The sequence below is a fragment of the Marinoscillum pacificum genome (assembly GCF_024714495.1).
Lineage (GTDB): Bacteria > Bacteroidota > Bacteroidia > Cytophagales > Cyclobacteriaceae > Marinoscillum > Marinoscillum pacificum.
This window is the reverse complement of sequence record NZ_JAMZMJ010000015.1, coordinates 76,172-100,935: the sequence shown is the minus strand read 5'-3', so window position 1 is coordinate 100,935 and position 24,764 is coordinate 76,172. Positions and strand designations below refer to the sequence as shown.

The 24,764-nt window shown below is 41.4% G+C and carries 23 protein-coding genes; 11 read left to right on the top strand and 12 right to left on the bottom strand.

Annotation, left to right across the window (positions count from 1 at the left end; genetic code table 11):
- Nucleotides 1-86: 86 nt before the first annotated feature.
- The gene (locus tag NXS00_RS23315) at nt 87-734 is read right to left on the bottom strand and encodes a DUF6261 family protein (protein WP_258101698.1); all 648 of its coding nucleotides are present in this window, start codon (nt 732-734) and stop codon (nt 87-89) included.
- A gap of 237 nt (nt 735-971) precedes the next feature.
- On the opposite strand from NXS00_RS23315, the gene NXS00_RS23310 reads away from it, so the two are divergent.
- From NXS00_RS23310 to NXS00_RS23285, 6 genes are all read left to right on the top strand, one after another.
- The gene (locus tag NXS00_RS23310; protein ID WP_258101697.1) at nt 972-1,823 is read left to right on the top strand and encodes a helix-turn-helix domain-containing protein; all 852 of its coding nucleotides are present in this window, start codon (nt 972-974) and stop codon (nt 1,821-1,823) included.
- Nucleotides 1,824-2,019: 196 nt separating this feature from the next.
- Nucleotides 2,020-2,616: a short chain dehydrogenase gene (locus NXS00_RS23305; RefSeq protein WP_258101696.1), complete on the top strand. Its 597-nt coding sequence runs from the start codon at nt 2,020-2,022 to the stop codon at nt 2,614-2,616.
- Nucleotides 2,617-2,624: 8 nt separating this feature from the next.
- On the top strand, nt 2,625-2,840 hold the full coding sequence (locus NXS00_RS23300; RefSeq protein ID WP_258101695.1) for a putative antibiotic biosynthesis monooxygenase: 216 nt from the start codon (nt 2,625-2,627) through the stop codon (nt 2,838-2,840).
- Nucleotides 2,827-3,837 carry an NAD(P)/FAD-dependent oxidoreductase gene (locus NXS00_RS23295; protein ID WP_308709737.1) on the top strand — a complete coding sequence of 337 codons (1,011 nt, stop codon included), beginning with the start codon at nt 2,827-2,829 and terminating at the stop codon, nt 3,835-3,837. The genes NXS00_RS23300 and NXS00_RS23295 overlap by 14 nt, the downstream gene beginning before the upstream one ends.
- Before the next feature lie 202 nt (nt 3,838-4,039).
- Entirely contained in the window at nt 4,040-4,807 is a 768-nt protein-coding gene (locus NXS00_RS23290; protein WP_258101694.1) for a toxin-antitoxin system YwqK family antitoxin, read from the top strand.
- 144 nt (nt 4,808-4,951) lie between these two features.
- Nucleotides 4,952-5,647: a M949_RS01915 family surface polysaccharide biosynthesis protein gene (locus tag NXS00_RS23285; RefSeq protein WP_258101693.1), complete on the top strand. Its 696-nt coding sequence runs from the start codon at nt 4,952-4,954 to the stop codon at nt 5,645-5,647.
- Nucleotides 5,648-5,986: 339 nt separating this feature from the next.
- Here NXS00_RS23285 and NXS00_RS23280 read toward each other — a convergent pair whose 3' ends face one another.
- Nucleotides 5,987-9,712, bottom strand: a complete 3,726-nt coding sequence (locus NXS00_RS23280) for an SbcC/MukB-like Walker B domain-containing protein (protein WP_258101692.1) — start codon at nt 9,710-9,712, stop codon at nt 5,987-5,989.
- Nucleotides 9,709-10,953, bottom strand: a complete 1,245-nt coding sequence (locus NXS00_RS23275; RefSeq protein ID WP_258101691.1) for an exonuclease SbcCD subunit D — start codon at nt 10,951-10,953, stop codon at nt 9,709-9,711. The genes NXS00_RS23280 and NXS00_RS23275 overlap by 4 nt, the downstream gene beginning before the upstream one ends.
- Before the next feature lie 265 nt (nt 10,954-11,218).
- Here NXS00_RS23275 and NXS00_RS23270 point away from each other — a divergent pair, with 265 nt between their 5' ends.
- The 4 genes from NXS00_RS23270 to NXS00_RS23255 all read left to right on the top strand — a co-directional run bounded on the left by NXS00_RS23270 (nt 11,219) and on the right by NXS00_RS23255 (nt 16,022).
- The gene (locus tag NXS00_RS23270; protein ID WP_258101690.1) at nt 11,219-11,671 is read left to right on the top strand and encodes a DUF3592 domain-containing protein; all 453 of its coding nucleotides are present in this window, start codon (nt 11,219-11,221) and stop codon (nt 11,669-11,671) included.
- Nucleotides 11,672-11,856: 185 nt separating this feature from the next.
- A complete protein-coding gene (locus tag NXS00_RS23265; RefSeq protein WP_258101689.1) occupies nt 11,857-12,858 on the top strand; it encodes a toll/interleukin-1 receptor domain-containing protein in 1,002 nt (333 codons plus the stop codon).
- Nucleotides 12,859-12,938: 80 nt separating this feature from the next.
- On the top strand, nt 12,939-14,576 hold the full coding sequence (locus NXS00_RS23260; protein WP_258101688.1) for an ABC-F family ATP-binding cassette domain-containing protein: 1,638 nt from the start codon (nt 12,939-12,941) through the stop codon (nt 14,574-14,576).
- 303 nt (nt 14,577-14,879) lie between these two features.
- On the top strand, nt 14,880-16,022 hold the full coding sequence (locus NXS00_RS23255) for an MFS transporter (RefSeq protein ID WP_258101687.1): 1,143 nt from the start codon (nt 14,880-14,882) through the stop codon (nt 16,020-16,022).
- Between the two features lie 16 nt (nt 16,023-16,038).
- Here the strand turns inward: NXS00_RS23255 and NXS00_RS23250 are convergent, their stop codons facing one another.
- The 5 genes from NXS00_RS23250 to NXS00_RS23230 form a co-directional block, all read right to left on the bottom strand.
- Nucleotides 16,039-16,950: a beta-propeller fold lactonase family protein gene (locus NXS00_RS23250; RefSeq protein WP_258101686.1), complete on the bottom strand. Its 912-nt coding sequence runs from the start codon at nt 16,948-16,950 to the stop codon at nt 16,039-16,041.
- Nucleotides 16,951-17,150: 200 nt separating this feature from the next.
- Nucleotides 17,151-17,912 (bottom strand): type 1 glutamine amidotransferase domain-containing protein, encoded by a 762-nt coding sequence (locus NXS00_RS23245; RefSeq protein WP_258101685.1) that lies wholly within the window; start codon nt 17,910-17,912, stop codon nt 17,151-17,153.
- Between the two features lie 3 nt (nt 17,913-17,915).
- Nucleotides 17,916-18,524 (bottom strand): NAD(P)H-dependent oxidoreductase, encoded by a 609-nt coding sequence (locus NXS00_RS23240; protein ID WP_258101684.1) that lies wholly within the window; start codon nt 18,522-18,524, stop codon nt 17,916-17,918.
- 106 nt (nt 18,525-18,630) lie between these two features.
- Entirely contained in the window at nt 18,631-19,188 is a 558-nt protein-coding gene (locus NXS00_RS23235) for a Crp/Fnr family transcriptional regulator (protein ID WP_258101683.1), read from the bottom strand.
- Nucleotides 19,189-19,247: 59 nt separating this feature from the next.
- Nucleotides 19,248-20,366, bottom strand: coding sequence for a dipeptidase (locus NXS00_RS23230; protein WP_258101682.1), 1,119 nt, complete (start codon nt 20,364-20,366; stop codon nt 19,248-19,250).
- Between the two features lie 369 nt (nt 20,367-20,735).
- Between NXS00_RS23230 and NXS00_RS23225 the strand changes: the two genes are divergently transcribed.
- Nucleotides 20,736-21,410, top strand: coding sequence for a phage tail-like protein (locus NXS00_RS23225; protein WP_258101681.1), 675 nt, complete (start codon nt 20,736-20,738; stop codon nt 21,408-21,410).
- Nucleotides 21,411-21,422: 12 nt separating this feature from the next.
- Here NXS00_RS23225 and NXS00_RS23220 read toward each other — a convergent pair whose 3' ends face one another.
- The 4 genes from NXS00_RS23220 to NXS00_RS23205 all read right to left on the bottom strand — a co-directional run bounded on the left by NXS00_RS23220 (nt 21,423) and on the right by NXS00_RS23205 (nt 24,733).
- Nucleotides 21,423-22,481 (bottom strand): N-acetylmuramoyl-L-alanine amidase family protein, encoded by a 1,059-nt coding sequence (locus NXS00_RS23220; RefSeq protein WP_258101680.1) that lies wholly within the window; start codon nt 22,479-22,481, stop codon nt 21,423-21,425.
- A 248-nt stretch (nt 22,482-22,729) separates the two neighbouring features.
- Nucleotides 22,730-23,215 carry a nucleoside 2-deoxyribosyltransferase gene (locus tag NXS00_RS23215; RefSeq protein WP_258101679.1) on the bottom strand — a complete coding sequence of 162 codons (486 nt, stop codon included), beginning with the start codon at nt 23,213-23,215 and terminating at the stop codon, nt 22,730-22,732.
- A complete protein-coding gene (locus NXS00_RS23210; RefSeq protein ID WP_258101678.1) occupies nt 23,208-23,702 on the bottom strand; it encodes an NUDIX hydrolase in 495 nt (164 codons plus the stop codon). Before NXS00_RS23210 ends, NXS00_RS23215 begins: the two co-directional genes overlap by 8 nt.
- Nucleotides 23,699-24,733 carry an LLM class flavin-dependent oxidoreductase gene (locus NXS00_RS23205; RefSeq protein WP_258101677.1) on the bottom strand — a complete coding sequence of 345 codons (1,035 nt, stop codon included), beginning with the start codon at nt 24,731-24,733 and terminating at the stop codon, nt 23,699-23,701. The genes NXS00_RS23210 and NXS00_RS23205 overlap by 4 nt, the downstream gene beginning before the upstream one ends.
- Nucleotides 24,734-24,764: the final 31 nt, after the last annotated feature.

Below are 24,764 nucleotides of genomic sequence, written 5' to 3'. Positions count from 1 at the left end.
AGCGGAACGTCCAAACATGCGTGTTTTAGCATTCCGCAAGCCGCGGAGGCTCCAAACATGCAGGTTTCACCTCTGGCCCTGCTCTCCTACTTAAAAGACTCCACCTGGGTAATCAACTCCTTGTAGGCAGTAGTCAACGTCTCGCTGCCTGATATCTGTACATGCGCAAACAGCATGGTGAAGAGTGCGTTGATGGCATCGGTAAGAGCAGGCGCTGCATGGCTGGCAGCAGAGGTCTCTCCGGCAGCAGTCAGATCTTTGTAATACGCCTCCGCCAGGGACTTAAACTCCGCATTGGCGGCTTTCATGGGTGCCAGCCACCTGGAGATATTAGGCAACTTATTGAGTTTTAGAGCTTCCAGTTCCTTGATCATGTTATCCGTCTGGGCCGTCTGCTCGTCATAGCTGAGCCTATTGAGACCAAAGCCATAGCGGGAAGTGATACCAACTACCTGACTAAGAAGTTTTGCAACGTCCGCTGCATGCGGAAACAACTGCTCCGACTCCACACCTTTGAAGAATCCGGAGTTCAGCTCATCTCTGGTGCGATCCAAAACCGATTTATTGGAACTGGCAGTGGCTTTGGTCATCCCGTCCAGAAAGACCTTGAGTTTTGCCTTCACGTCAGCGACCTGTGGGGCCACCTCGGTAAGGTTAGCGGTGGTTTTCAATACGCCTTCCGTGAAGGTTTGTAGCTGCGCCATGCGCAGCTTGGGTACATTAATCATCTGCATAGCGATAAATTTTAGGTTTGCCCTGACTCAGCAATGCTTTCGTCAGGGTGAAATAGTACAATATTGGAGGATAACGTATCTGCGACGAGATTTCTTGTATCCAGCACAACTCATGGGTGAAAATAGTGAGTCAGATCACCTTTTTAATCATGCCTGATGGTTCAGGATTGCTTTCAGGGGTGAAATGGGTTAGATTAGGCATGTTTTAACTATGCTTGCCTTCATTAGAGAACCTTAATGTCAAAAATTCCTATAAGACATATTGACGAACCTCAATTCCAGAAAGGATTTAACATCATAAAGCTTGAAAACTTACTTTCTGAAAATGACTTAATTCAAGAGATTCACCGCCACAACTTTTTCTTTGCTTTATTTTTAGAAAACGGAGGTGGTGAACACGTCATTGACTTCATTCCCTACCCAGTCTACGACTATTCCATTTTCTTTATGCGGCCCGGACAAGTACACCAACTTACACTCGAGAAAGGAAGTGTGGGCTACATAATTCAATTTAGCCGAGAGTTTTACATGCCCAGAGAAGAACCTACAAATTTTGCATTGCGGAAAGTCAGCTACAAAAACCACTGCCCCCTTAGTTCTGAGAAATTCAAAAAAATACTTTCTATTTTGTCCATTATTTATGAAGAAAACGACCACAAACTAGATAATTATCAGGAAGTAATTAAAGCAAATTTGAAAGTTCTATTCATAGAGATTGTGAGGCAAAGTCAAAACCCTAAAATAATTTCGATTAGCGAAAATCAATATTATATCCAGCGATTTGAAGAGTTGATGGAGTTCTTGCAAAACAACATTTCATCCCACAAGCAAGTGACAGAATATGCTGAGATGATGAACCTTTCTTCCTTTCAACTCAATAAAATAACCAAAGAAGCTGCTGGAAAAACCTGCTCTCAAATTATTAATGAGCAAATAATACTTGAAGCCAAAAGAAACTTACTTGGAACATCTCAACAAATCAATCATGTTGCCTACAATCTAGGTTACGAAGACACTTCATACTTTATCCGGTTTTTTAAGAAACACACAGGTGATTCCCCGGAAGTCTTTAGAAAAAAATTCAAATAATTCTAGTCCAGTCAGCTGTTGGCATGATTAGGGAGGCTTTCCTGTAAAGTCTTTTGCTAAAATCGTTCAAAGAAGGTTGATGGTTCTTCTATACAGAAAGGAATCTTTAATTAAGTCCTGCCAGACTTGACTTTTGTCCTATAAACTACCCTGATAATAGAAATAATTTTGCTCAGCAATTTAAGAAAAGCAAAATATGAAAATCATAATTATAGGTGCGTCTGGCACCATGGGACGATACCTGGTCAATGTTTTGGAAAAGGAAAACCATGAAATAATTAAAACCAGCCGCACAACCGGGGATGTGAAGGTGGATATAACTTCCATCGAATCCATTAAAGAAATGTTCAATCAAATCGGAGAATTCGACGCATTGATCTCAACAGCCGGACCGACATTTGTTGGCTCATGGAAAAAACTAAATGACAATACTTTTAGAACGGGTATTGAGGGTAAAATGATGGGACAAATCAATCTCGTTCTTATGGGTCAGCAATACATTCGCCCCAAAGGTTCATTCACATTGATAACTGGCGGTCTAACTCACAACCCACAGCGGAATTTCGCTAACGCTTCAGCGGTCAATGGAGCGATAGAAGGCTTTGTTCGTGCTGCTTCCATTGAGCTGGAAAATGAAGTACGTATCAATGCAGTAAGCCCAACGGTAATAGAAAATTCGCCACAATATTTCCCTTATTTCCCCGGCGAATTACCTACTACTATGAAACAGCTGGAGTTTCTATTTCGCAAAAGTTTATTTGGAGCAGTAACAGGAAGAATTATAAAACCATAATGAAACTGATGAAAGGAAGAATTATCCAAGCAGTAAAGATTTGGTTTGTGATATATCCATCTATTACCGTATTCTACTTGATTTTCGGCAAGCACCTGATCAATATTCCTGTGCCTTTGCGAACACTCATATTAACCTTGATTTTAGTACCGTGGATGATGTTTGTTGGTATACCAGTGCTGAATATCCTAATAGAAAAATTTCAAAAAAGTGAAAAACCTTAAAAGACGAACATTTATTAAACAAGGAGGAGTTTTGTCAACGACTTTTCTATTACCATTCAATTTCAAAGAACTTTTAAAAAACAAAAACATGATAGCCATTAAACATTTCGACGTAATTATCGTTGGCGGAAGTTACTCAGGCCTTGCTGCAGCCATGGCTTTGGGTAGAGCCTTGAGAAACGTGCTTGTTATTGATAGTGAACAACCATGCAACTGGCAAACTCCACACTCTCATAACTTTTTAACTCAAGATGGAAAAACACCTCAAGAAATAGCAAAGACTGGAAAACAACAAGTGTCTGAATATGATACCATCGAATTTCTCAACGATTTGGCAACCAATGGAGAAAAAACAGAAGCTGGTTTTTATATTCATACTCTATCAGGTGGTAAATACTCTGCCTCAAAATTAATCTTTGCTACGGGTGTTAAAGACATCTTTCCCACAATAAAGGGTTTTCAGGAATGTTGGGGAATCTCGGTTCTTCATTGTCCATATTGCCACGGATACGAAGTGAAAAATGAGTCAACCGCAATTTTAGGTAATGGAGAATATGCCTATGAATTTTCCAGGCTTATATTAAATTGGACCAAAAGCCTTTTGTTGCTCACTAACGGAAAATCTACATTAACAACTGAGCAAACCGAGACATTGCAAAAACATCACATCAATATTATTGAAATTGAGATTGAAAAATTGGAGCATAAAAACGGCTATGTTCAAAATGTCATTTTTAAAGACGGTTCAAAAAAAACGATTAGAGCCATTTACACCAAAACAACCTTCGAACAGCATTGCCCCATTCCCGAACAACTCGGTTGCCAATTAACTGATGAAGGGTACATAAAAATCGACCATTTACAGAAAACAAATATAGAGAACATTTACGCCTGTGGTGACAACACAACCCGAATGCGAACAGTCGCAAATGCAGTTTCTATGGGAACAACGGCTGGAATGATGTTGAACAAAGAATTTGTATTGGAAAGATTATGATATTATAATTAAAGAACAGTCAACAAGCGATTCCATGAATAATCCAAAGATGGCGCACGCGTTCCGCGTGTGACTTTAAAATCTCAAGACCCTTCATAAGCTGATGCCCGCTGAATTCCCGTGTTGCTTTCAGGGGTGAAATGAGTTAGATTAGGCATTTTATAATATGAGTGGACGTGTTATGATGGTGTTAGTGTGAAAAATGGAGAAGTGGTTAATAGTTTTATTTTTAGGATGTGTTGCATGTAATGTCGCGCCACAAGATGAAATAGAAAGTTTTTCAATCATAAGCGAAGACTCTGTGCTTTCATTTCACCCCATTGAAACTGCATTTGTCATTAATGGACTAAGAAACGCTGTAAACTCTAGCGAAGTAACCTCAATAAAATTTGAGATTCATAGCAAAACATGGTCTGATGATACTTTAGATTTTAAAAAATTCGATAAAGATTATATCAGGGATACTTTACCAATTTACTGGGAGGGAGATATTTTGGAAGAAACCACAAACGAACCTTCAAGTCCTAAATTTATCACCATCTATGGGGCACTTATTGTAAATAGACATGGTGAAACTAAGCGAACATATCTCGATTCGGTAACATTTGTTAGACTAGCGGAAGTACCTTCTAAACAGCAATTTGGAGAACGGATAAACGGCGATAAACAAGGAGTATGGCTTAATTACTCCGATACGCATAAGACAAACATTATTAGGAAGGAGTTCTTCCAAAATGGCCTGCGACATGGCCCTGATTCAATTTTTCACGACGGAAAACTTTTATACACCGTCAACTGGGTCAACGGAATCAAACATGGAAAAGCAATTAAATATTCTAATGGCCAACGAACCCAAGAGATTGAATTTGCTAACGGCAAATATTCCAGCTTTATGAGATACATTGATTTCGAAGGCAATATTACTGATAGTGTTAACTTGAACTCACTCTTATCGAGTAGACGGCCGTGAGCGATAAAGCCCCCAATCTGTCGCACGCGTTCCGCGTGTGACTTTAAAATATAGACATTCTATAAGCAGATGCGCTATGCATCTTAGTATTGCTTTCAGCAGTGAAATGGGTTAGATTAGGCATCTTGTCTGTCAATTTCACTTATGAGCAAATTCCTATTTTTAATTATTGCCTTAACAACTTTCAATTCTCTAATAGGACAACCGTCGAGCAGACAATTCGATACTTCTGAAATTGAACAACTTGTTACCGAGGACCTCAAGGCAAAGCTGAATATTAATTATTCCATTTATCGAGCTTATGAATATCAAGACAAACTTGGAACTCATTACTTGATTTTAACGGAAAATCAAGATGCTAATGGACTCAAGCCGGACTACAATGACTCCATTAAAGCATTTTGTCTTTCGAGAAATGGTTCTGATCTGCAGCTTGATTGGCAACTAAGAGACTTTATCTTCGCTGAAAGTGAGACTAACCCTATAGAGTATTCCATTTGGTTTTGGACCAAATATCTGAGTTTAACTGATCTTGATAATGATGGCATTATCGATCCGGTAATCATTTACGGAACTTCTGGAATGAATGGAACTGATGACGGCAGAATCAAAATACTGACCTACTACAAAGGAGAGAAAAGAGCCATCAGGCATCAGAATGGTGTGCATGACTCGGAACGCAACACACAAGTGGACAAACTCTTCTATCAACTTCCTAACTCTGCTCGAACCGCGGTGATTGAAATTATGCAGCGAATAACATCGGATCAAAATGGAATTTTTCCTTATGGCTGGGAAGCAAATATGAAGTTGGGAAAGTTGCACTTTGACGAAAACTGAACGACTACCTCTATTGAGAGCTTTAAGTGCATAATCATAGCATATCACTTCGTGAATAAAACTTAGGGCAATTCTAAATTATGTTTGAAGGGTTATTTCCCATCGTCACTCCCCGAATCCTGAAACAAGTACCGTTTAAACATCATAATTATTATGGATTCTAGGGGAGTCTATCGTGCTATTTGCTCGTGAGATTCCCTTAGAATTTCACTTTAATCCTCTACAGTTATTGCGCTTTATAACGAAATTCAGGGAATGACGATTTCATCAACCCTAGTTGGAGTTCATGACGTTACAGCCATGACAAGTGTCACTAACTAGCCTTTTAGCTTTAGCTAATTAAATCACCACTTTACTCTTGCCATTGCTCTCTTTCACCACACGGATCTCGACAGGGATGCGCTCTTTCATTTCCTCCACGTGTGAGATCACTCCTACCTTTCGACCTTGATTGTGCAGTCTTTCCAGTGCGTCCATGGCAATGCTCAATGTAGTTGGATCCAGCGTTCCGAATCCTTCATCGATAAATAGTGACTCTACTTTCATCTTGCTGGACGAAATAGATGCCAGTCCGAGTGCCAGTGCCAGCGAAACGAGGAACGACTCCCCTCCTGACAAACTGTAAACCGTACGGTATTCGTCGCCCATGTCGTGATCAAGCACTTGCAGGCCGAGCGTTTCTGGAATGCGCTCGATGCGATAGCGTGGTGTCAGGTTTTTCAAATGGACATTGGCATGCTGCAGCAATACGTCCAGCGTATATTCCTGAGCAATCTGGCGGAACTTCTTACCATCTGCCGAACCTATCAACGAGTTGAGTTTGTCCCACTCATCAAAAACCAGACGCTTCTTCTCTATCTGCGTCAGCAATCCACCAATTCGCTGCTTGTTCTCCTTATCTTTCTGCAACTCGAAGCCAATTTCATTGATCCGACTTTTGGAAGACTCCAACTCACCCTTCACCTGGCCCAATTCTTTCAGCACATCTTCAAAATCGATGGATGTATCTCGAGAAGCCTCATGACTGTCCAATTGCCGCATACGCTCATCTCTTGTTGCCCTGGCCTGATTGACAGCATCAGTCAACTGCTGAAGATCTGTACGTTCCTGACGAATCCAGTCAAGCGAAATACCCAGAAGCTCCATGAGCGAGTCCGAAGAAAGCTCATCTTCATGTTCAGCATTGTAATTTTGACGCCATTGCTCAATGGTTTTTGACAAGTTGGTGATTTCAAGACCTAGCTTTTCAATGGTCTCCTGCCCTTCTTTCACCTTTGTCTTATTCTCCACCAATTGAGACTGGATAGCTTCCTTCTTGTCTGCCAGTTCTTTGAGTTGTTGCTCTGCTTCACTGCGTGCCTCTTGAAGTGATTTCCTGATTTCCAGCACAGACTTACCGTCAAACAACAATCCACGCTCTTGTCTTAGCTTGTCTAGTTTCTCCTTATATTCTGCAAGCAATTGATTGGCTTTCTTGTGCTCTTTGCTGGAGTGTTCCTCCTGCGTTTTGGCTTTTTCATGGGTTGCTTGAAGCTGAATCAATGCATCCTTCGCTTTGGTCAATTCCTTGGCTTTCTCCTCCCATTTCACAGCAAAACCCTTCAACTGATCTCTAAAGGTGTCAGGATTGGCTTTCCAGTTATCCATCCACTCATTGTGTTCAAAATATGGATTCAGGGATTTTTCCACATTGGCCAATTCCTTTTCCAGACGGTCCTGATCCTTCAGATCACGCTCAGAGTTAGATTTCAAACTTTTCAAGTCAAACTCAGCTGCCTGTAAATCCTTCTCCGCCTGACCGAGTAAAGCTTTCTGCTTCTCCAAATCCTCTTTTTGCTGATCGGCTTGCAGAACTTGCTTACGCTGACTTTCCAGTTGCTGATGGAGGTTTTTCAGCGCCTCATTCGTCTGAGTCCATTCGTTTTGAATCCAGGTGATTCGCTCCTCATCAGATGCTTTCTCTGCTTCCGCGAAAATGCTTTGAGCCTTCCACTCCGTTTGAGCAGCATGTAGTTTTTCGGACTCCCCTTTCACTTGCTCCTCCGACTCCTTCAGCTTACTTTCCAGCGTTTGTAGTTCTTTGGATAAGCTTGTTTGCTTTTGCAATACCTGAACATACTGCTGTTCATTTTGTTGATGCTCCTGCTCCAGCGATTTCAGCACATTCTCAACCGCCACATGGCCTTCACTGTAAGGGTGATGAGTGCTACCGCATACCGGACAAGGCTCATTTTCTTCCAGATTTTGTCTCAGAGCCTCCACATTTTCCGCAGACTCGAGTCTCGCACGATCAAGCATCTTCTGACTTGCCGTACGGGTGATTTCAGCAGTTTGCAGTTCCTTCTCAGTAGTTTGTAATTGCTTTTCGGAAGTATCCTTTTGTGACTTGAGTGACGCTATTTGCTGCTGCAACTGTCGCTCTGTCGTCTGCAGTTCATCTACTCTTTTCCAACTTCCCAGTCCTTCATTCAACGCATCTTTTCTACTCTGCAGTTGACTAGCCTTGGCTTCAATAGCTGCTATAGGGGATTTCTTTAGTTCTTCGTTAAGCGCCTCCCAGGACTTTTGCTTGGCAGCAATGGTTTCCTGCAGCTCCTTCGACTTTTCTTCGAATTGCTTTACTGCTCGTTCCTTTTGCTTGATCTCAGAATCAACCGACTCCAGTTTCTCTTTAGTCACCTGCAGATCGCTCCAATACTTTTCGGCATCTGTCAATCGCGAAATGATCTCCGTTTTGTTCTCCGCTATTGGCTGACGAGAGGCGTTATTTTGTTGCCACTGCTCTAGTTGCTCTATACTCAGCTTAACCTTCTCCAGCTCTTCGCCAGATTGCTGCAACGCCTCATTCATTTGCTGGAAGGCTTCCATGGCTTGCTGAGCGTCCTTAGATGATCGCTCCTGTTGGTGTTGAGCCTCCTCTAGCTGTGTATCCAGTTTAGAAGCCTGATCAAGTCTAGGCTGAGCTTCTTTAATATGGTCATTTGCTTTCGCTAACGCTTGATTGGCAGTTTCCTGCAATGCCTGAACAGATTCACTCTCCTGCTCGAGTTTTGCCATTTCCTGCTTAAGCGAGGCAACAACGGATTTTCTTTCTTCTGCTTCGTTTTCCTTTTGCTTGAGTGAAGATGCTTCTGTTCGGATCGACTGTACGCTATCCAATAACGCCAATTTGGCCTTTCTCGGTTGTGAGTCCTTTTCCAGCTGGGCAGCTTGCTCAAGTGCAGTTCCAGCCTCTTCTAGCTGTAGTTTTAACTTCTCAAGCTGTGTCTGCCAATCAACTGCTTTCTGATATTGGGTAACCTGACTTTCCAGAATCTTAGCCGAGTCGATGAGATCCTTCTGCTCCTCTTGTAAGGCATATATTTCCACTTCAGTCAAACTCTCTACACCATCTGCCTGCACTTGCAGTTTGTCCAGCTCCGTTTTGACTTCTTTGTGATGCTCATATATCCCAACACTGATCTCTGAATAGATCTGCGTCCCGGTAAGTTTTTCCAAAAGCGAAGATTTGTCGTCTTTATTGGCTTTGAGGAATGCTGAAAAATCACCTTGTGCCAGCAAAACCGATCGCGTGAACTGATCAAAATTCAGACCGATAGCCTGCTCTATTTCTTTTAAAGCCTCGGTTTTCTTCGACGCAATCACACGCCCCGTTTCCAAACTTTCTATCTGGATATTATCGGCTTGAATCGCACCTTCAGCTTGTTGTCTGGCACGACGCACACTCCAGGTGGCTTTATACCGATGACCATCCACTCCCACAAAGGCGACTTTGGAAAAACCTTCGGCAGTACCGTCTCGCAAGATGCCACGCACATCTCCCTGATTGATTTTATTACCACGAACATCTTCTACCTCAATTCCAATTTCCTTGCCTTGTAAATACCTGGGCGTTTTGCTGTAAAGCGCCAAACACAGCGCATCTAGCAAAGTAGATTTACCTGCTCCGGTTGGCCCCGTAATGGCGAAAATGCCCGCAGAAGCCAATGGTTTCTCGGTAAAATCGATTTTGGTGTAGCCATCGAGTGAGGCCAGGTTATTGATTTCTATTGAGAGGATTTTCATTGTTCTTTTTGCTCAATTTCGTTGGCAACCGTTCTGAAATGCTTCTCTAGCGTTTCTGGTAACTCTATTTGATACCTCTTCTCGTAATGACGCGTAAAAATCTCCAATGGACTCATGGAATGAAGTAAATCCGGCGAAACCAGTTCTTCGGAATCATCTGATTTCTTCTTCGGATACCGCACATCTATTCTTGCCAGTCGCGCGTATTTACCTTCTAGCACCTGTTCTATTTTATGACGCAGCGATGGTTCTGGTCCATCCAGCAAAACACGCACTTGTAGATAAGGCGCTACATTCAGCGCTCGGCCTTCTGCATTTTCCAGTTTCATCAGGGCTTTTATCACCGTTTCTAACGGCTCATGCTTATCCGGCACACTCAGCAAAGGAATGGTCACTGGCACTTCTATGCGCGTTACTTCACTACTCAAACCTCTTTCATCCATCTCAAATACCAACACCTGATGCTGATAACCACGCTCCCCAAACGACATAGGAATCGGGCTACCAGAATAGCGAATCTCCGTATGTCCACCGATTTTCTGAGATTTGTGAATATGCCCCAAAGCCACATAACTCAGTTCTTTTGGGAAAGCCGTTCCTGGGATGTACTCCACTCCTCCCATGATCAGTCGCTCACTTTTGTCCAGGTCCGTAATTTCTGCATTCAGCGCATGCAAGTGCCCCAAGGCAATGATCGGTTGGTTGGCATCTCGTAACTCATCCGCATACGCGAAAGCCTCCTCATACAAAGCACACACACCATCCACGTAGTTGTTCTTGCTGCCATTTACTTCCGGATAATCGCCCATGCGTAGAAATGGCACAGCCAGACACCAACCAAAAATGCCGTCTTTGGATTTGATCGGAATGGTCAATGCCTCATAATCAATTTCACCATCGTCTTTTCTCGGCATCACGCCAATGATGTGAATGTTGGACGAGCTCAGCAGCGGCTTTGGAGCTTCCAGTCGTGTAGCGGAATCATGATTGCCTGCTGTAACGATGACTTGTAAGTCTGGGCAAGCGGCCGTTGCTTCATTGAGAAACGTATACAACAAACGGATAGCAGCAGCCGAAGGGTTGGCCTGATCGAAGATATCTCCGCTGATCAGCAGCACATCTATCTGCTCATCCTGAAGCTTCTGAACCAGCCAATTGAGAAACTGCTGATGCTCAAAATGCCGATCAAACTCATGAAAGAGTTGCCCGATATGCCAATCTGCGGTATGAAGAAATCTCATTAGAAAAATGTGCTTATACTTAACTGAAAAGCTGACAAAAACAGCTCATTCTATAGAAAAGTAAAACTAATAGAAATGTTGGAGGAATGGGCTTCTTGTCATTTGATTCGTTAGGGCAATATTTTTACTGACTATGGTAAGGTTTTAGCTCACATAAATTAATCCTCATCTCCCACGAGCAGATTCCTTGAGATTACGGAAGAGAATCTCATCAATTGATTTCGAAGAATAATTTCAATAATTTACCTTTCTTTCAACAGTCATAATGAGAAAAATCACCAAATCCGATAGAACCACAATCTATCTGAATACTGCACCATTCTTACTTGGAGAAGCCTTTTGTATTATTGGTTTCATCATGCCATTTTTTGCCGTTATGGACCTAAGGGCTCTTGGGGGTCTTCTTTTCCTGGCAATAGGTCTTTATATCGTAAAGAGAAAAATAGATACTGCTAAATTGGGTTATTATGTACTTCAGCACGGTGAGAAATCCATTGCCGAAATAACGCATATCACAAATACCAACGCAGTACATAATGGACGTACTGTTAAGGAATACAATTTCAGATATGAAGCAAATGGAAAGATGTTTAATCATGAGTACCAGTCTGCTTATAAAAGACACCTACAAGAAGGAGAAAGACTAACCATATTCTACGATCCTAAAAATCCCAAGCTTTGCTTTATCCCAAGTCTGTATAATTTGAATGTATACTAGCCTAAAAATCTTATCATTCACATTATAAATAAGGCATGACTTCCCCTCCTTATTAAGTGAATGACCACAAGATCTCTTCGTGGTTATGATAAATTAATGATTGTTGATAATTCAGAGATATTCTCTTATTTTGAAGCTTTTCAAAATGAAAATCGATGTTAACCACTAATTTCTATTCGCCTAAAATGAAGATATTTATTTCACATTCTTCTAAAAATAAAGACTATGGAAACATTATAGTTGAGTTATTAAGAAGTCTCGGGGTTAAGGAAAGCGAAATTATATTCACAAGTAATGTTGCTTATGGAATACCTATTGGACAAAATATCTTTAATTGGTTAAAATCTCAAATTGAGAACAAACCTTATGTGATTTATCTTCTATCAGAACAATACTATAAAAGTGTTGCTTGTTTGAATGAAATGGGTGCCGCTTGGATTATTGAAAATAATCATGCTGCAATCTTCACTCCTGATTTCAATTTAAACAGTAAGGAATTCCAAACAGGTGCTTTAGATCCTAGAGAAATTGGATTTTATATTAACGATGAAGATAGAATTAATAGCTGGATTCAACAGCTTTCTATGTTTTTCGACATTACTACCAATAACATCTTAATCTCCCAAAGTATTAAGAAATTTCTTGCAAATATTAGTTCATTTACAGAGGACACTTCTTCTGTTCCTATCACTGAAGTTATTAATATGGAACAAATCAATGATGGGCTCGACTTTAACAAGTCTCCTTTGATAGCTGATCTATCACTCTCTGATAAATACTCAGAATTTCTTAAATTTATAAAAGAGCAAAAATTCAAGACAGACGAGTTACTTCTTTTCCATTACCTAGTCGAAACTGGGAAAGTCAAACTAATGACTGGCTGGCAACAAGATTATGAAATATCTAAAATCAAAGAATGGGAAAAAATCCATGATATTAAACCATTATTATCTCAGAAGTATCCAGATGTGTTGAACAAAATGGAAATAAGGGGATTCACTGAAGTTTCAGAAACAACAAGCTATGGAAACCCAAAAGAAATAAGCATAAAAGAGGAAATATCAAAGCACATTTTAGATCTACCAGAATTTGTTTTAGCAACATTGAATAAAGTTGCTAAAGACAACTATTATGAACACCCGGAAGAAGATTTAAATGATAGTGAAGAATTTGACCTTCCGTTCTAAAGAAATAGTTATTACTAGTTTCTGAAACATTCACATTCCCAACCCTTCTCACTAACTTCGCGGCTTATTCAATTGAAGTTATGATCTCAGTAGACTCAGTCGGCGTAGAATTTAGTGGACACACCCTGTTTAGCGGCATTCAGTTCAACATCAATCCAGAGGATAAAATCGCCCTCATGGGTAAGAATGGTGCAGGTAAATCCACCCTCCTTAAAATCATTGCTGGCAAAGACAAGCCTACTTATGGCAAGATCTCAGCTCCAAAAGATGCGGTAATTGCCTATTTGCCTCAGCACTTGTTGGTAGAAGACACTTGCAATGTGTTCGAAGAGACTTCCAAAGCTTTTGAGGAGATCCTAGCAATGAAAACTCAGCTAGATGACCTCAATAAGCAATTAGAAACCAGGACTGATTACGAGTCTGACGAGTATGCCAAAATAATTGAGTTGGTGTCTGAAATCAGTGAAAAATACTACAGCATCGAAGACTCTAACTTTGATCAGGCTGTAGAGCAAACGCTTTTAGGGTTGGGCTTTGTTCGTTCGGACTTTACCCGTCCTGCCAAAGACTTTAGTGGTGGATGGAGGATGCGTATTGAGTTGGCAAAAATCTTATTGAAAAAACCTGACTTGATCCTTCTCGATGAGCCTACCAACCACCTGGACATTGAGTCCGTACAGTGGCTGGAAGACTTTTTGAAAAACAGTGCAAATGCCGTTATGGTGATTAGCCACGATAAGACATTTGTAGACAATTTGACTAATCGTACCATTGAGTTAACCAATGGGAAGATCTACGACTATAAAACGAACTACTCGCACTATCTCGAACTGAGAAGAGAGCGTCGTGAGCAACAGCAAAAGCAGTTTGACGATCAGCAAAAGGAAATTGCAGACATCAAGCAGTTCATCGAGCGATTCAAAGGAACGTACTCTAAGACGTTGCAAGTACAATCTCGTGTGAAGATGCTGGAGAAAATGGAGATCGTAGAAGTGGATGAAGTAGATACTTCTGCATTGAATTTGAAGTTCCCTCCTGCTCCAAGATCAGGTAATTATCCGGTGATCATAGAAGACTTGAGCAAATCTTACGGAGATCATGTGGTTTTCAAAGATGCATCGATGACCATAAGCCGAGGTGAAAAAGTGGCTTTTGTTGGCAAAAACGGTGAAGGTAAGTCTACCATGATTAAGGCGATCATGGGTGAAATTGAGCACAAAGGAAAAATGCAATTGGGTCACAACTGTCAGATTGGCTACTTTGCTCAGAATCAAGCTGCTCTCTTGGATGAATCATTGACCGTGTTCCAAACGATTGATGAAATTGCGCAAGGAGATATTCGCACCAAGATCAAAGACATTCTTGGTGCTTTCATGTTCAGCGGCGACACGATCGACAAAAAGGTGAAAGTTCTTTCGGGAGGTGAAAGAACACGCCTGGCAATGATCAAGTTGTTGCTTCAGCCGGTGAACCTCCTCATACTCGATGAGCCTACCAACCATCTCGACATCAAGACGAAGGACATCTTGAAAGATGCCTTGAAAGCCTTTGATGGCACGTTGATTCTGGTATCTCACGATAGGGATTTTTTAGACGGATTAGCGAAAAAGGTATTCGAATTTGGCAATCAACGAGTGAAAGAACACTTTGAGGATATCGCGGGATTCCTACGCAACAAGAAGATGGAGAATTTGAGAGATATTGAGAGAAAGAAATAAAGCCTAAACATCGCAGGCACAACCAGGATCTTCATTACAAGTTTTTGACTCAGAGATACATGTATCTCCACAAGCCTTTCCTGTTGAGCATTCTTTACAACACGCTTCACCTGTTTCTGAGCATGAATAGAATAAAGAACTCGAAATTAGAGCAGTGATGATTATTACTTTTTTCATTCGGCAGTTATTTTGAATATAATTTATTAAATAACTGTGACTTAACCTATTTAGCAGACTCCTCATTATCCCTTATTACTCCATTCCACAATTTAACAGGATGGAAAAGTAGGGCAAACCAACAACATGGAAACTAGACTGAAACACCGCATTGCTTTAAGCACGTTTTATTTCCTTTCTGGATTCGGGTTCTCGACCTGGACTTCCCGAATACCGACTATAAAGGAAGTTATTGGATTAAATGATGCGGAGCTGGGATCTACCTTACTCACCATGCCCATTGCTTCTTTGATAGGGTTGCCATTATCAGGATTTCTCGTTTCCAAGTTCAATACCCGCAAACCGATACTCTTCGGCTACGTTTTGTATGCCTTGTCCTTGCTTTCATTGAGTTTCGCATCGAATACTGTAATGTTGATTGGATCCATGTTTTGCATTGCCTTTTTCATGCGAATCGTGAACGTATCCATGAACACTCAGGTAATTACCGTTCAGAAACTGTTCCAGAAGAAAATCAATGCGTCGTTTCATGCCATGTGGAGTATAGGTGGGATTGCTGGAGTTGGCTTTACTACGTTGATGATTGTTTCAGACATCAGCATGTTGATGCACCTGATTCTATTCACGTGCATCGTGATTCCATTATCCTTATTTTCTTATTTCAATTTAATAGCAGCTGACAAAGCAACAACTGGCACGAAGTTGATTTTGAGCAAACCAGAACCTTATATCGTTTCTTTGGGCTTTATCATCTTCTTTGCTTCAATATGTGAAGGTGGAATGTTTGACTGGAGTGGAGTCTTTTTCCGAGATGTGGTCAACTCAGAAATCTTCACTTTCGGATTTTTGTTGTTCATGACCTTTATGGCGATTTCGAGGCTTCTTTCAGATAAGATCATTCATAAAATCGGCAGCAAGTTGACCTTTGCTATTTCGGCCGTTCTGATCATCTCCGGAGTTTTGACTGCCGTGCTGTTCCCCTACTTCGTTCCTGCGTTGATCGGATTCTCGATTATTGGAATTGGTGTAGCTCCTATCGTACCTATGGCACTAGCTCAAGCTGGAGGTTCTAAGAAATACGCTCCCGGAATTGTCGTAGCAATTATCTCCACTTATGGCACAACCGGCATGCTCATTGGACCGCCAATCATTGGCTACCTCTCCCATGGATTTGGATTAAGATGGGCATTTTTATTCCTAACCATCACAGGATTGTCCATCATTCCATTAACAAGACTTTTCTTTAAGATTAAGGGTTCGGAGGAGTAAGTGAAATCATGTGTATTTATTCTTGATAAACCTCCACAGACGTCACTCCATCCGGTCTTCCTATCTCAATTTTTTTCAAAAGACGGAAATCCTCCAGATCAACGACAGCTATGTAATTGTTGGGAGTACAAGACGCAAACAACCTGTTGCTGGCTTCATCGATGTATAATCCAGCTCCTTGGCCCATTTGCATTTGATGCTTGAGTGTCCGGCTTTCTATGTCATAAAAAAGCAAATCTCCTGTTTTGACACTTACGATACATGCGGTGGTACCATCTGCGGAGATTTTCAGGCGGTGCAAACCTTCCACCTCAGTGTCTATATCTGCGATCACTTCTTTTTGATTTAAATCAATGACCAAAACATGACCATCTGGCCTGGCTGTCCACAGCTCTTTGAAATCTGGAGTGGTGTCAAAGCCTTCGGCTCCATAGCCTACATCTACCAGTGTTTGCCGCCATTCTACACGGGGTTGTGCATTATGAGGAAGCTTACCTGTGGGCGGCATATAGGGTGGTATCTCCTTCTTTTCATAAATACTCACTGTGCCAGACTCCACATTGGTTGAATAAAAAGTTCTCCCATTGGGAAGTACTTCCAGCAAATGCGTAAAATCCTGACCTGTACCCAGCACTTCCGTCACCGATTTGGACTTTAAGTCATAGACACCTACCGTCTTAGACCCCTGCGCAGTAAACCACAACTGATCATCCAGGTAAACCAACCCATGAGGAATGTAAAACGGCCGGGTGTCAATGGTTTCGTCATGCTGAAGTGTTTTCAGATTAATCACATCAATAGAATGTCCGTTGTTTTTCAGTTTGGGATTAGAAATGTACGCCACAGCGCCATCAGCACTAGTAACGATCTCATGCGGATCAGCTCCAGTAGAAATTCTGGTGATTTCCTCCAGGGTGTTGTAATCCAAAACTACGACTTCTTTTTCCGCCTTTCCATTAGCTAAAATGTACTTTTTGTTTGCGCGGATGCGTTTATTTCTAGCAAAATGAATACTACTAAAAAAATGAACCTACCCATTAAATTGACAATTACCATATTGTTATTGCTTTAAACTTCAAAAGGAAGGTTTGAAACGAACCTTCCTCTGGATTTTTTTTGATGTCTGTATTAGTCCTGTAGTTCTTTCACAGCTGCTTCAGCTACATCGTGTGCCGACTGTGGGTTTTGTCCGGTCACCAGTCGCTGATCTACCGTCACATGACTGCCCCAGGGATCGGTTTTTTCAAACTTTGCTCCTCTTGCCTTAAGCTGATCTTCCAGCAAGAACGGCACTACTTCCGTCAGACCTACTGCAGCTTCTTCTTCATTGGTAAATCCATTGGTTTTCTTACCGTCGATCAGGTATTTTCCATCGCTAAGCTTGATATTGAGTAGTCCAGCAGGACCATGACACACAGCACTCACCACCCCATTATTTTCGTAGATTTTACGAGCGATTTCTGCTATTTCCGTGTTGTCGGGAAAATCCCACATGGCACCATGACCTCCGGCATAAAAGATCGCTACATAATCTTCCGGTTTCACCTCAGCTGGTTTTAGAGTGTTTTCCACTTTTGCGTGGTAGGTTTCATCTTCCCAAAACTTCTTATTGATTTCATCCTCCAGATCAAAACCGTCTACAGGTGCTTTTCCTCCCTTAGGACTTACAAAATCCATTTCGTAACCTGCCTCCATAAACACTTCCCATGGATGACTTACTTCCGAAAGATAGAATCCTGTTTTTTCTCCTGTGTTTCCTTTTTCTTCGTGGCTTGTTACCACAAATAAGATTTTCTTACCCATTGTCTTTTTATTTTGTGAGTGAATAAAATGAGAGCCACTTATGATTATCATCAATGTGAGTAAGGCTCGTTTGATTTGCTTGTTCATTGCTTATGATTTTTTCCCAAATATCTTTTGCAGATGCTGGAGATAGTTTTTGTGATGAATGGCCACTTGATCGGCACTGTTATTTTTCTCCACATCATGAAAGTGAAAGCTTTCTACTGCTTCCATGGCGCAGAATTCGTTCATTCGGTGAAAACCGAACAAAATGCCGTGATCTACACTTTTCTGTTGGAAAAATTCTCCAGGAAGTGTAAAGGCTGTTTCGGGAGCATTCCAGGTGGTGGTAACCATGTATTTGGTGCCGTGAAGAAGTCCGCCTGTGCCATAGTTGATCGCAGGATTATCAGCCTTACGGCCATCACTGTAGTAGAGCCCCTTTCTATGTCCGGCAGTGAGTACTTTGTCCAGATATTCTTTTAGAGCAAAAGGTAATCCCATCCACCATACAGGAAAATGATAGATCACTACATCTGCCCACACCAATTTATCAATCTCTGTGCTGATCTCATATGGATCATTGATGTCTGTAAACTGAAATTCAAAGCCTTTTTCAGTAGTGAAAAATTGCTCGTCCAGTTCTAACAGCGTTTTATTGAATAGACCACCGGAATGTGCAAATTTCTTACCTCCGTTAATCACAAAAATATTTTTCATCTGTAGTAAATCAGTTTTTGGGTTCGTTTGATCGAATGCGATGCAAAGGTCAAAAACCGCCTTGAATACTCACAGGAGGTAGATCACAGATTTGTTGTGAGGTAGATCACAGTCGGCTAAGTGTCTCTCTTGAAACGCCAAGATATGCTGCCAAAGTAGTCTTGGGAACTCGCTGAAGTAGATTAGGGTATAACTCCAGGAGCTGCTCGTAGCGGCCTTTGGCATCCTGATCCAAAAGGGATAAAATTCTGCGCTGCAGTGCTACATAGCCGAGGTTGGCTTTGATTCGAAAAAAATGTCCAACAGACGGAATCTTTCGACATATAAGTTCTCGATCGTCAAAGGAAAGACTGAGCACTTCACAGTCTTCCAAACAATCAACATTGATGGTAGCGTGAGTGTGCTTAAAAAATGCCTGATAGTCAGAAACCCACCAGTTTTCCATAGCAAACTGAAGAATATGCTCCTTACCCTGATCATTGGTGTAATAAGCTCTAAGTAATCCTTTGAGTACGAAATGTTCGTGATGAACTTCTGATCCGTTTTGAATTAAGAATTGATGTTTTCGGAGTTTTCTAAGCTTAAAAAACGGTCTGATGAATTCAAACTCTTCGTCTGTGAGTGCTTCTATTTCCTCAAAATGTTTCCTTAATTCTAAACTCATCTGATATATAGAACTTGTTAGGCAAACTTACTCAATCTGATGGCTAGCTAAAAGTCGAATTAGCCAACTGCTTGCTGGAATACCCGTACATAATTGGCGCCACAGATTTTAGTAATTTCATCATCAGAGAAGCCTTGTTCCAGCATCGATTCGATCACAGCATACAGGAAACCTTTTTTGCCACCGGTCCAGGTGTCATTGGTTTTCTTCCCAAAACGAGAAGTACTGCCTTCCGCTACGGCCATTTTAGAATCTGTACCAATACACACATGATCTACTCCAATCACCTCTACTATGGGTCTGATGTTTTCCACAAAATCTGTAGTAGACTCGGCAAGATGCGTCCACACGCCTACAAGGCCGCCTGCTGCAGCAATCGCTTTGGCCGTGTCTTTATTGATGAGCCTTGGCATCATCGTTTTGGCCATTTTCTCATTGGTGCCAAGTTGGGTATTGAGTCCTGTGTGGGAAGTCAGTACGGGCTTGCTGGAAATCTCCAAAGCATCCATCACCGCCTTGTCGCTACAGTGCGTGAGATCTACAAGTAAGCCTAATTGGTTACTTGCTTTTACCACTTCTTTTCCAAAATCAGTTAGTCCACCAAATTTTTCAAGATTGGTATAGATATCTCCGAGTGGATATGCAGACTGAGCATCGTGCAGTAGCCCCAGATGCCTCAGGCCTCTTTGATAGGCAACATCTAGTCTTTCTATTTTTCCTTCCAGAAAATGCCCACCTTCCACGGACTGAATTACAATTGGTTGATGGTTCTTTTTGGCCTTTTTTAGATCAGCATAGTTGAGCGCACGAGTCATGTCATTCTGCACAAGCATACTGTCCATCTCATCCAGGCTAGTGATGAACCTCGAATACGCATCGCCTTCTTCTTTGAGCTCAGGTCTGTCTACACAAAACGTCATGCAGATAGCTGAAAAACCAGATTTCTGGATTTCATCTGCCAGTTTGTATTGCTGCGTATCAAATACCGATCGATCAAACGGCACATCCACATGATTGTGCGCATCTATCCCCAAAGTCTTTGCAACGAGTGCCTTTACTTTGGGATCCTCTTCTTGTGAAGCCCAGCTCCAAATAGGATGCGCAAAAAGAAAGGCACCAACAGCCGAAGATTTAAGAAGAAATTGTCGGCGGGAACTTAGAAGCTGAGAGTGTTTCATTAGTTGCAATTTGATAGATATGCTTTTGAAACAGTGAAACTAGTCGGACTGATCTTTACAAAATAATCTAATCGGCAAACGTCAAAACTATCCCTATCAACGACAAGAACCGATTAATCATTTAGATTCCTTAAAATCCCTAATCACTCCATCCGCCAGCCAGGCAGCAATGGCATCACGTTCGGCGGATTGGAAAAACAAGTTCCCCATCACAGAAATAATCTAGAGCATTTGTAAGACATTACCTATTTCTTTCCCACTGGAGCCACAACAAATAAAGATAAAAGCTAGCGTCTCATACAGAGTTTATTGCTTCTGAATAAAGAATGAATCTTCCATTCAAGTAGTTAACTTTGATAAAAAACAACTATGTACAAAAAATCAACCATCACTCTTTATTTATTGCTCCTGAGTTTCGTGGGATATTCTCAGGAAGGAATCGGCATAGGCACTATAAATGTGGAACCAGATGCAATTTTAGAAATAGAATCTTCATCAGCTAACAAAGGTGTCTTAATACCAAGAATGAATACCACTCAAAGAACAAGTGGGTGGGCAAAATCTCAGGGCCTAATAATATATGATGTAGATTTCAATGCGTTCTTCTATTACACTGGTACTAATTGGCTTCAACTCGTTCAATCGCCTATGCAAGCTAACCTCGACCTATCGAATAACCGCATAGTCAATCTTGAGAGTGGTGTCGATGACAATGATGCTACCAATAAAGGTCAGGTTAAACAATGGATACAAGAAAGTCAGCAGGTTGTATTAGGTGGAGCTGTTTGGGATGATGGCACCAAAAGAACAGAAATTCCACAAATTGGTAACTGGACTGTTAACAGAACATCTCTAGGAGTTTATTATATCAATCATGACCTAAACTTTGAAGGACTACTAGTCATGGCGATTCCTGATTTCCCTGATCACACAACAGCCTATGATTTATGGAACATGAGTGAAACATCCTTTAGAATTACAGTTCGGAACCATGATAATAATATCGTTGATGGTGGATTCTCTTTTATAGCCATTAAACCTTGAGTTTATAATTGTTCAAACCCCCTCCTTATAGTCTCTGATAATTCCATCCGCCAACCAAGCCGCAATGGCATCACGGTTTTCCCATTCCAAGATACGGCGCTGATCGCGGGTATTTTTCAAGTTCCCAATCTCAATATAAACCGCTGGAGCCTGAGAATATTTTAATGAATATAAACTACTTCGTGGTTCAATGGTTCCGTAATACTTTCGATTGGGCTGGTATCGAGCATACTTCTCTTTGAAGGTAGTCTGCATATTATCCGCAAGTCGTTTACCGTATGTACTATTTTCATGATAGTAGAAAAACACATCGATGTTTTCCCCTTTTGATCGGCTATCAACATGCGTTTCTATAATTCGCTGATACGGCTTATAGCTGTATTTCTTATACAATTCATTCACCACGGCAATTCGTTGCCTCAATCGGTAAACCTGGCTTCTAGGAATCTTCTTATCCGGATACAAACGTTCGTCATAGTCTACAGGAAGAATTTTCTCATCACGAATCCCATCATTTTCATCTCGTGTAATCAAATACACCAATGCTCCTTGTGAAATCAGCTTTCTCGCCAACCTAAGCGTCACATCATAGGCATATTCATCTTCGGTAATCAGTGTGCCATTGTAAGTCTCCACTGCACCTGGATCAGGTCCACCATGACCAGAGATGAGATAAAAAACGGCTCCTTCCAAATCTCGACTTTCTATATAAACCGTTTGATAGTCTTTCCCGAAGATGTCATAGTTCCTCTTCTCTAGAACCTTAGATGCCTTTACCGTTTTTAAGTCAATACTATCTGGCATAACCACGTCTTCATCAGCCTTCTCGACTTGCTCCTCGGGATTAGGCAGCTTATAGATCTTACCAATAAATAATCCATTTTCAGAACTAAGATTCTCCTTATTGAGCTCAATAAAAGGTTGGAGGTACTTTTTAGGATCGAGACCACTATTGCGCAAAAGTGAATAAATGCCATCTCCCTGAATGGCCATCACTTCCATATGTTTGTCCTGCGCCTGGAGGCAATACCCTGCAAAAATGAATAACAGCAGAAAGAATTTCTTCGTCATGTAGGGTTAATCCTTGTTAGTAACGGCAAAAATAGAAATTGCTTGGAGAATTTGTAATTAGTGATTGGTTAAATAGTGTATTAGTGACTAGAAGAAAAGTGATTAGTCATTCAGTGATATAATGAATCAATTTGTGTCATCATTATGTCCCTACAGGGAAAATCGATCTATGAGGGTCAAGATTGTGTTCAATGTGGAGAAATTGTTCTACACTCTAATCACTGATTACCGACAACTGGACACTAGTGTCAACCAAAAACACTCTTCAATGCCTCCGGCAAATTAGACAGTTCCTGAATCAGCTTTCCACCATGCATTTCGATAAAGTATTGCACCTGGATGTTCACCGTGCCTCCTTCATTATCAGCTGAAAGTCTAAAATCTCCCCTGTATCCAACAATTGGTTTACCCAATGCGGCTGCATAACCAATTTCAGACGCTGTACCACTATCTACATCTACACCATCCAATATGGCGAACAGTCCATCACTTTCTCGTATCGCTTTCGAATTGTTAGCTCCTATGATTGTATTGATTTCGCGCCATTTATCTCTTTTTTCAGCACCATAAGACATAGCCGTAACTTCGGAGATCAGCTCTTCGGGTGTAAGTTTCCAGGGATCTAAAATCTCAAAACCAAGATGTGCTATCTCCGGGATAACTGTCTCGTACATGTAGTAGCGACCTGCCTCTGAAAATCCAAAAGGTGAGGCGATGTATAATTTCTTACTCATTGCTTAAAAATCGGTTGATGACGTATTGGCCATCCAGCATAACGTCGTGCGACGCAAAGAAAGCATCTATTTCGGATCTATCAAGGAATAGATACTCGGAAACTTCTCCATCCACCAATTTGATTGGGCCATCGTATGTTACCCAAAAGGCTCTTCCCCAAACATTGCATTGATCCTGATTAATTCGAAAATCCCAGAGCGGACTCAACTCCTCTCCTTTCACGCCAATTTCCTCCTCTAGTTCCCTAATAGCATTCTCTTCATAGCTCTCTCCTGCTTTTACCACTCCACCTGTTGTAGGATCGAAATAGCCTGGATAGACGTCTTTTTCTAAAGAGCGTTTTTGAAAAAGGAATTGCTTCTGTGAATTGGTTACAATGATGTACGTGGCTCGATGTAGTAAGACATCTCTTCGCATAATCGATCTTGGAACAATCTCAACTTGCTCATTCTGCTCATCAACAATGATTACCTGCTCTTCACTCATTTAGCTAAAGCTTTTCTAATCGCTGGAGCGACCTCAGTACCGAGTAACTCTATGGCTTTCATCAATTGTTCATGTGGCATGGTACCCACACTTAGGTGCATCAGATAGCGAGTAAGGCCCATCAACTCCTGCTGCATGAGTATCTTGTCTATCACCTGTTGTGGACTCCCCAAAACTAAAGAACCATGAATGGACTGCATTCCTTCGTATTGTTCCTTCGTAAGAGGCGGCCATCCTCGTTCTCGACCGAGCTGTTTCATCACCCATGAATACGGACCATAAAATTCATCAGCAGCTTTTTGTGAAGTCTCAGCAATAAACCCATGAGAATGCACTGCAATCTGAATATTCGCAGGATCATGACCTGCTTCAACATATGCACGTCTATATAAATCTGTAAATTCTTTGAACCTGGCTGGCATTCCACCAATGATGGCAAGGGCCAGTGGCAAACCTTTAGTTGCAGCGCGCACCACTGACTGTGGAGTCCCGCCCACAGCTATCCAAATAGGAAGTTCATTCTGGAATGGTCGCGGGTATACTCCACGATTATCTATAGAGGGTCTGTGTTTGCCTTTCCATGTGATTCGCTCGTGTTTATTTAACTCAATGAGTAAATCGAGTTTTTCTGAAAAGAGCTCATTGTAATCATCCAAATCATTACCAAATAAAGGAAACGATTCGATGAAAGACCCACGACCTGCCATGATCTCTGCTCTTCCAGACGACAACAAATCGACATGAGCAAACTGCTGAAAAACCCTAACTGGATCGTCAGAACTTAACACTGTAACGGCACTAGAGAGCTTTACATTTTTAGTGACAGCAGCAGCGGCACCCAGTACTACAGCCGGTGAAGAAACTACAAAATCTGGGCGATGATGTTCACCAATGGCGTATACGTCTAGCCCTACTTCATCGGCAAGTTTGATTTCCTCCATCATGTTTTGGAGTCGTTCGTAAGGTGTATATATTCTTCCAGTCTCTGGATTGGGAGTATTCTCCACAAATGTGCTTATTCCTATTTCCATATCAGTTTTTACTTGCTCCAATTAAGCCTCA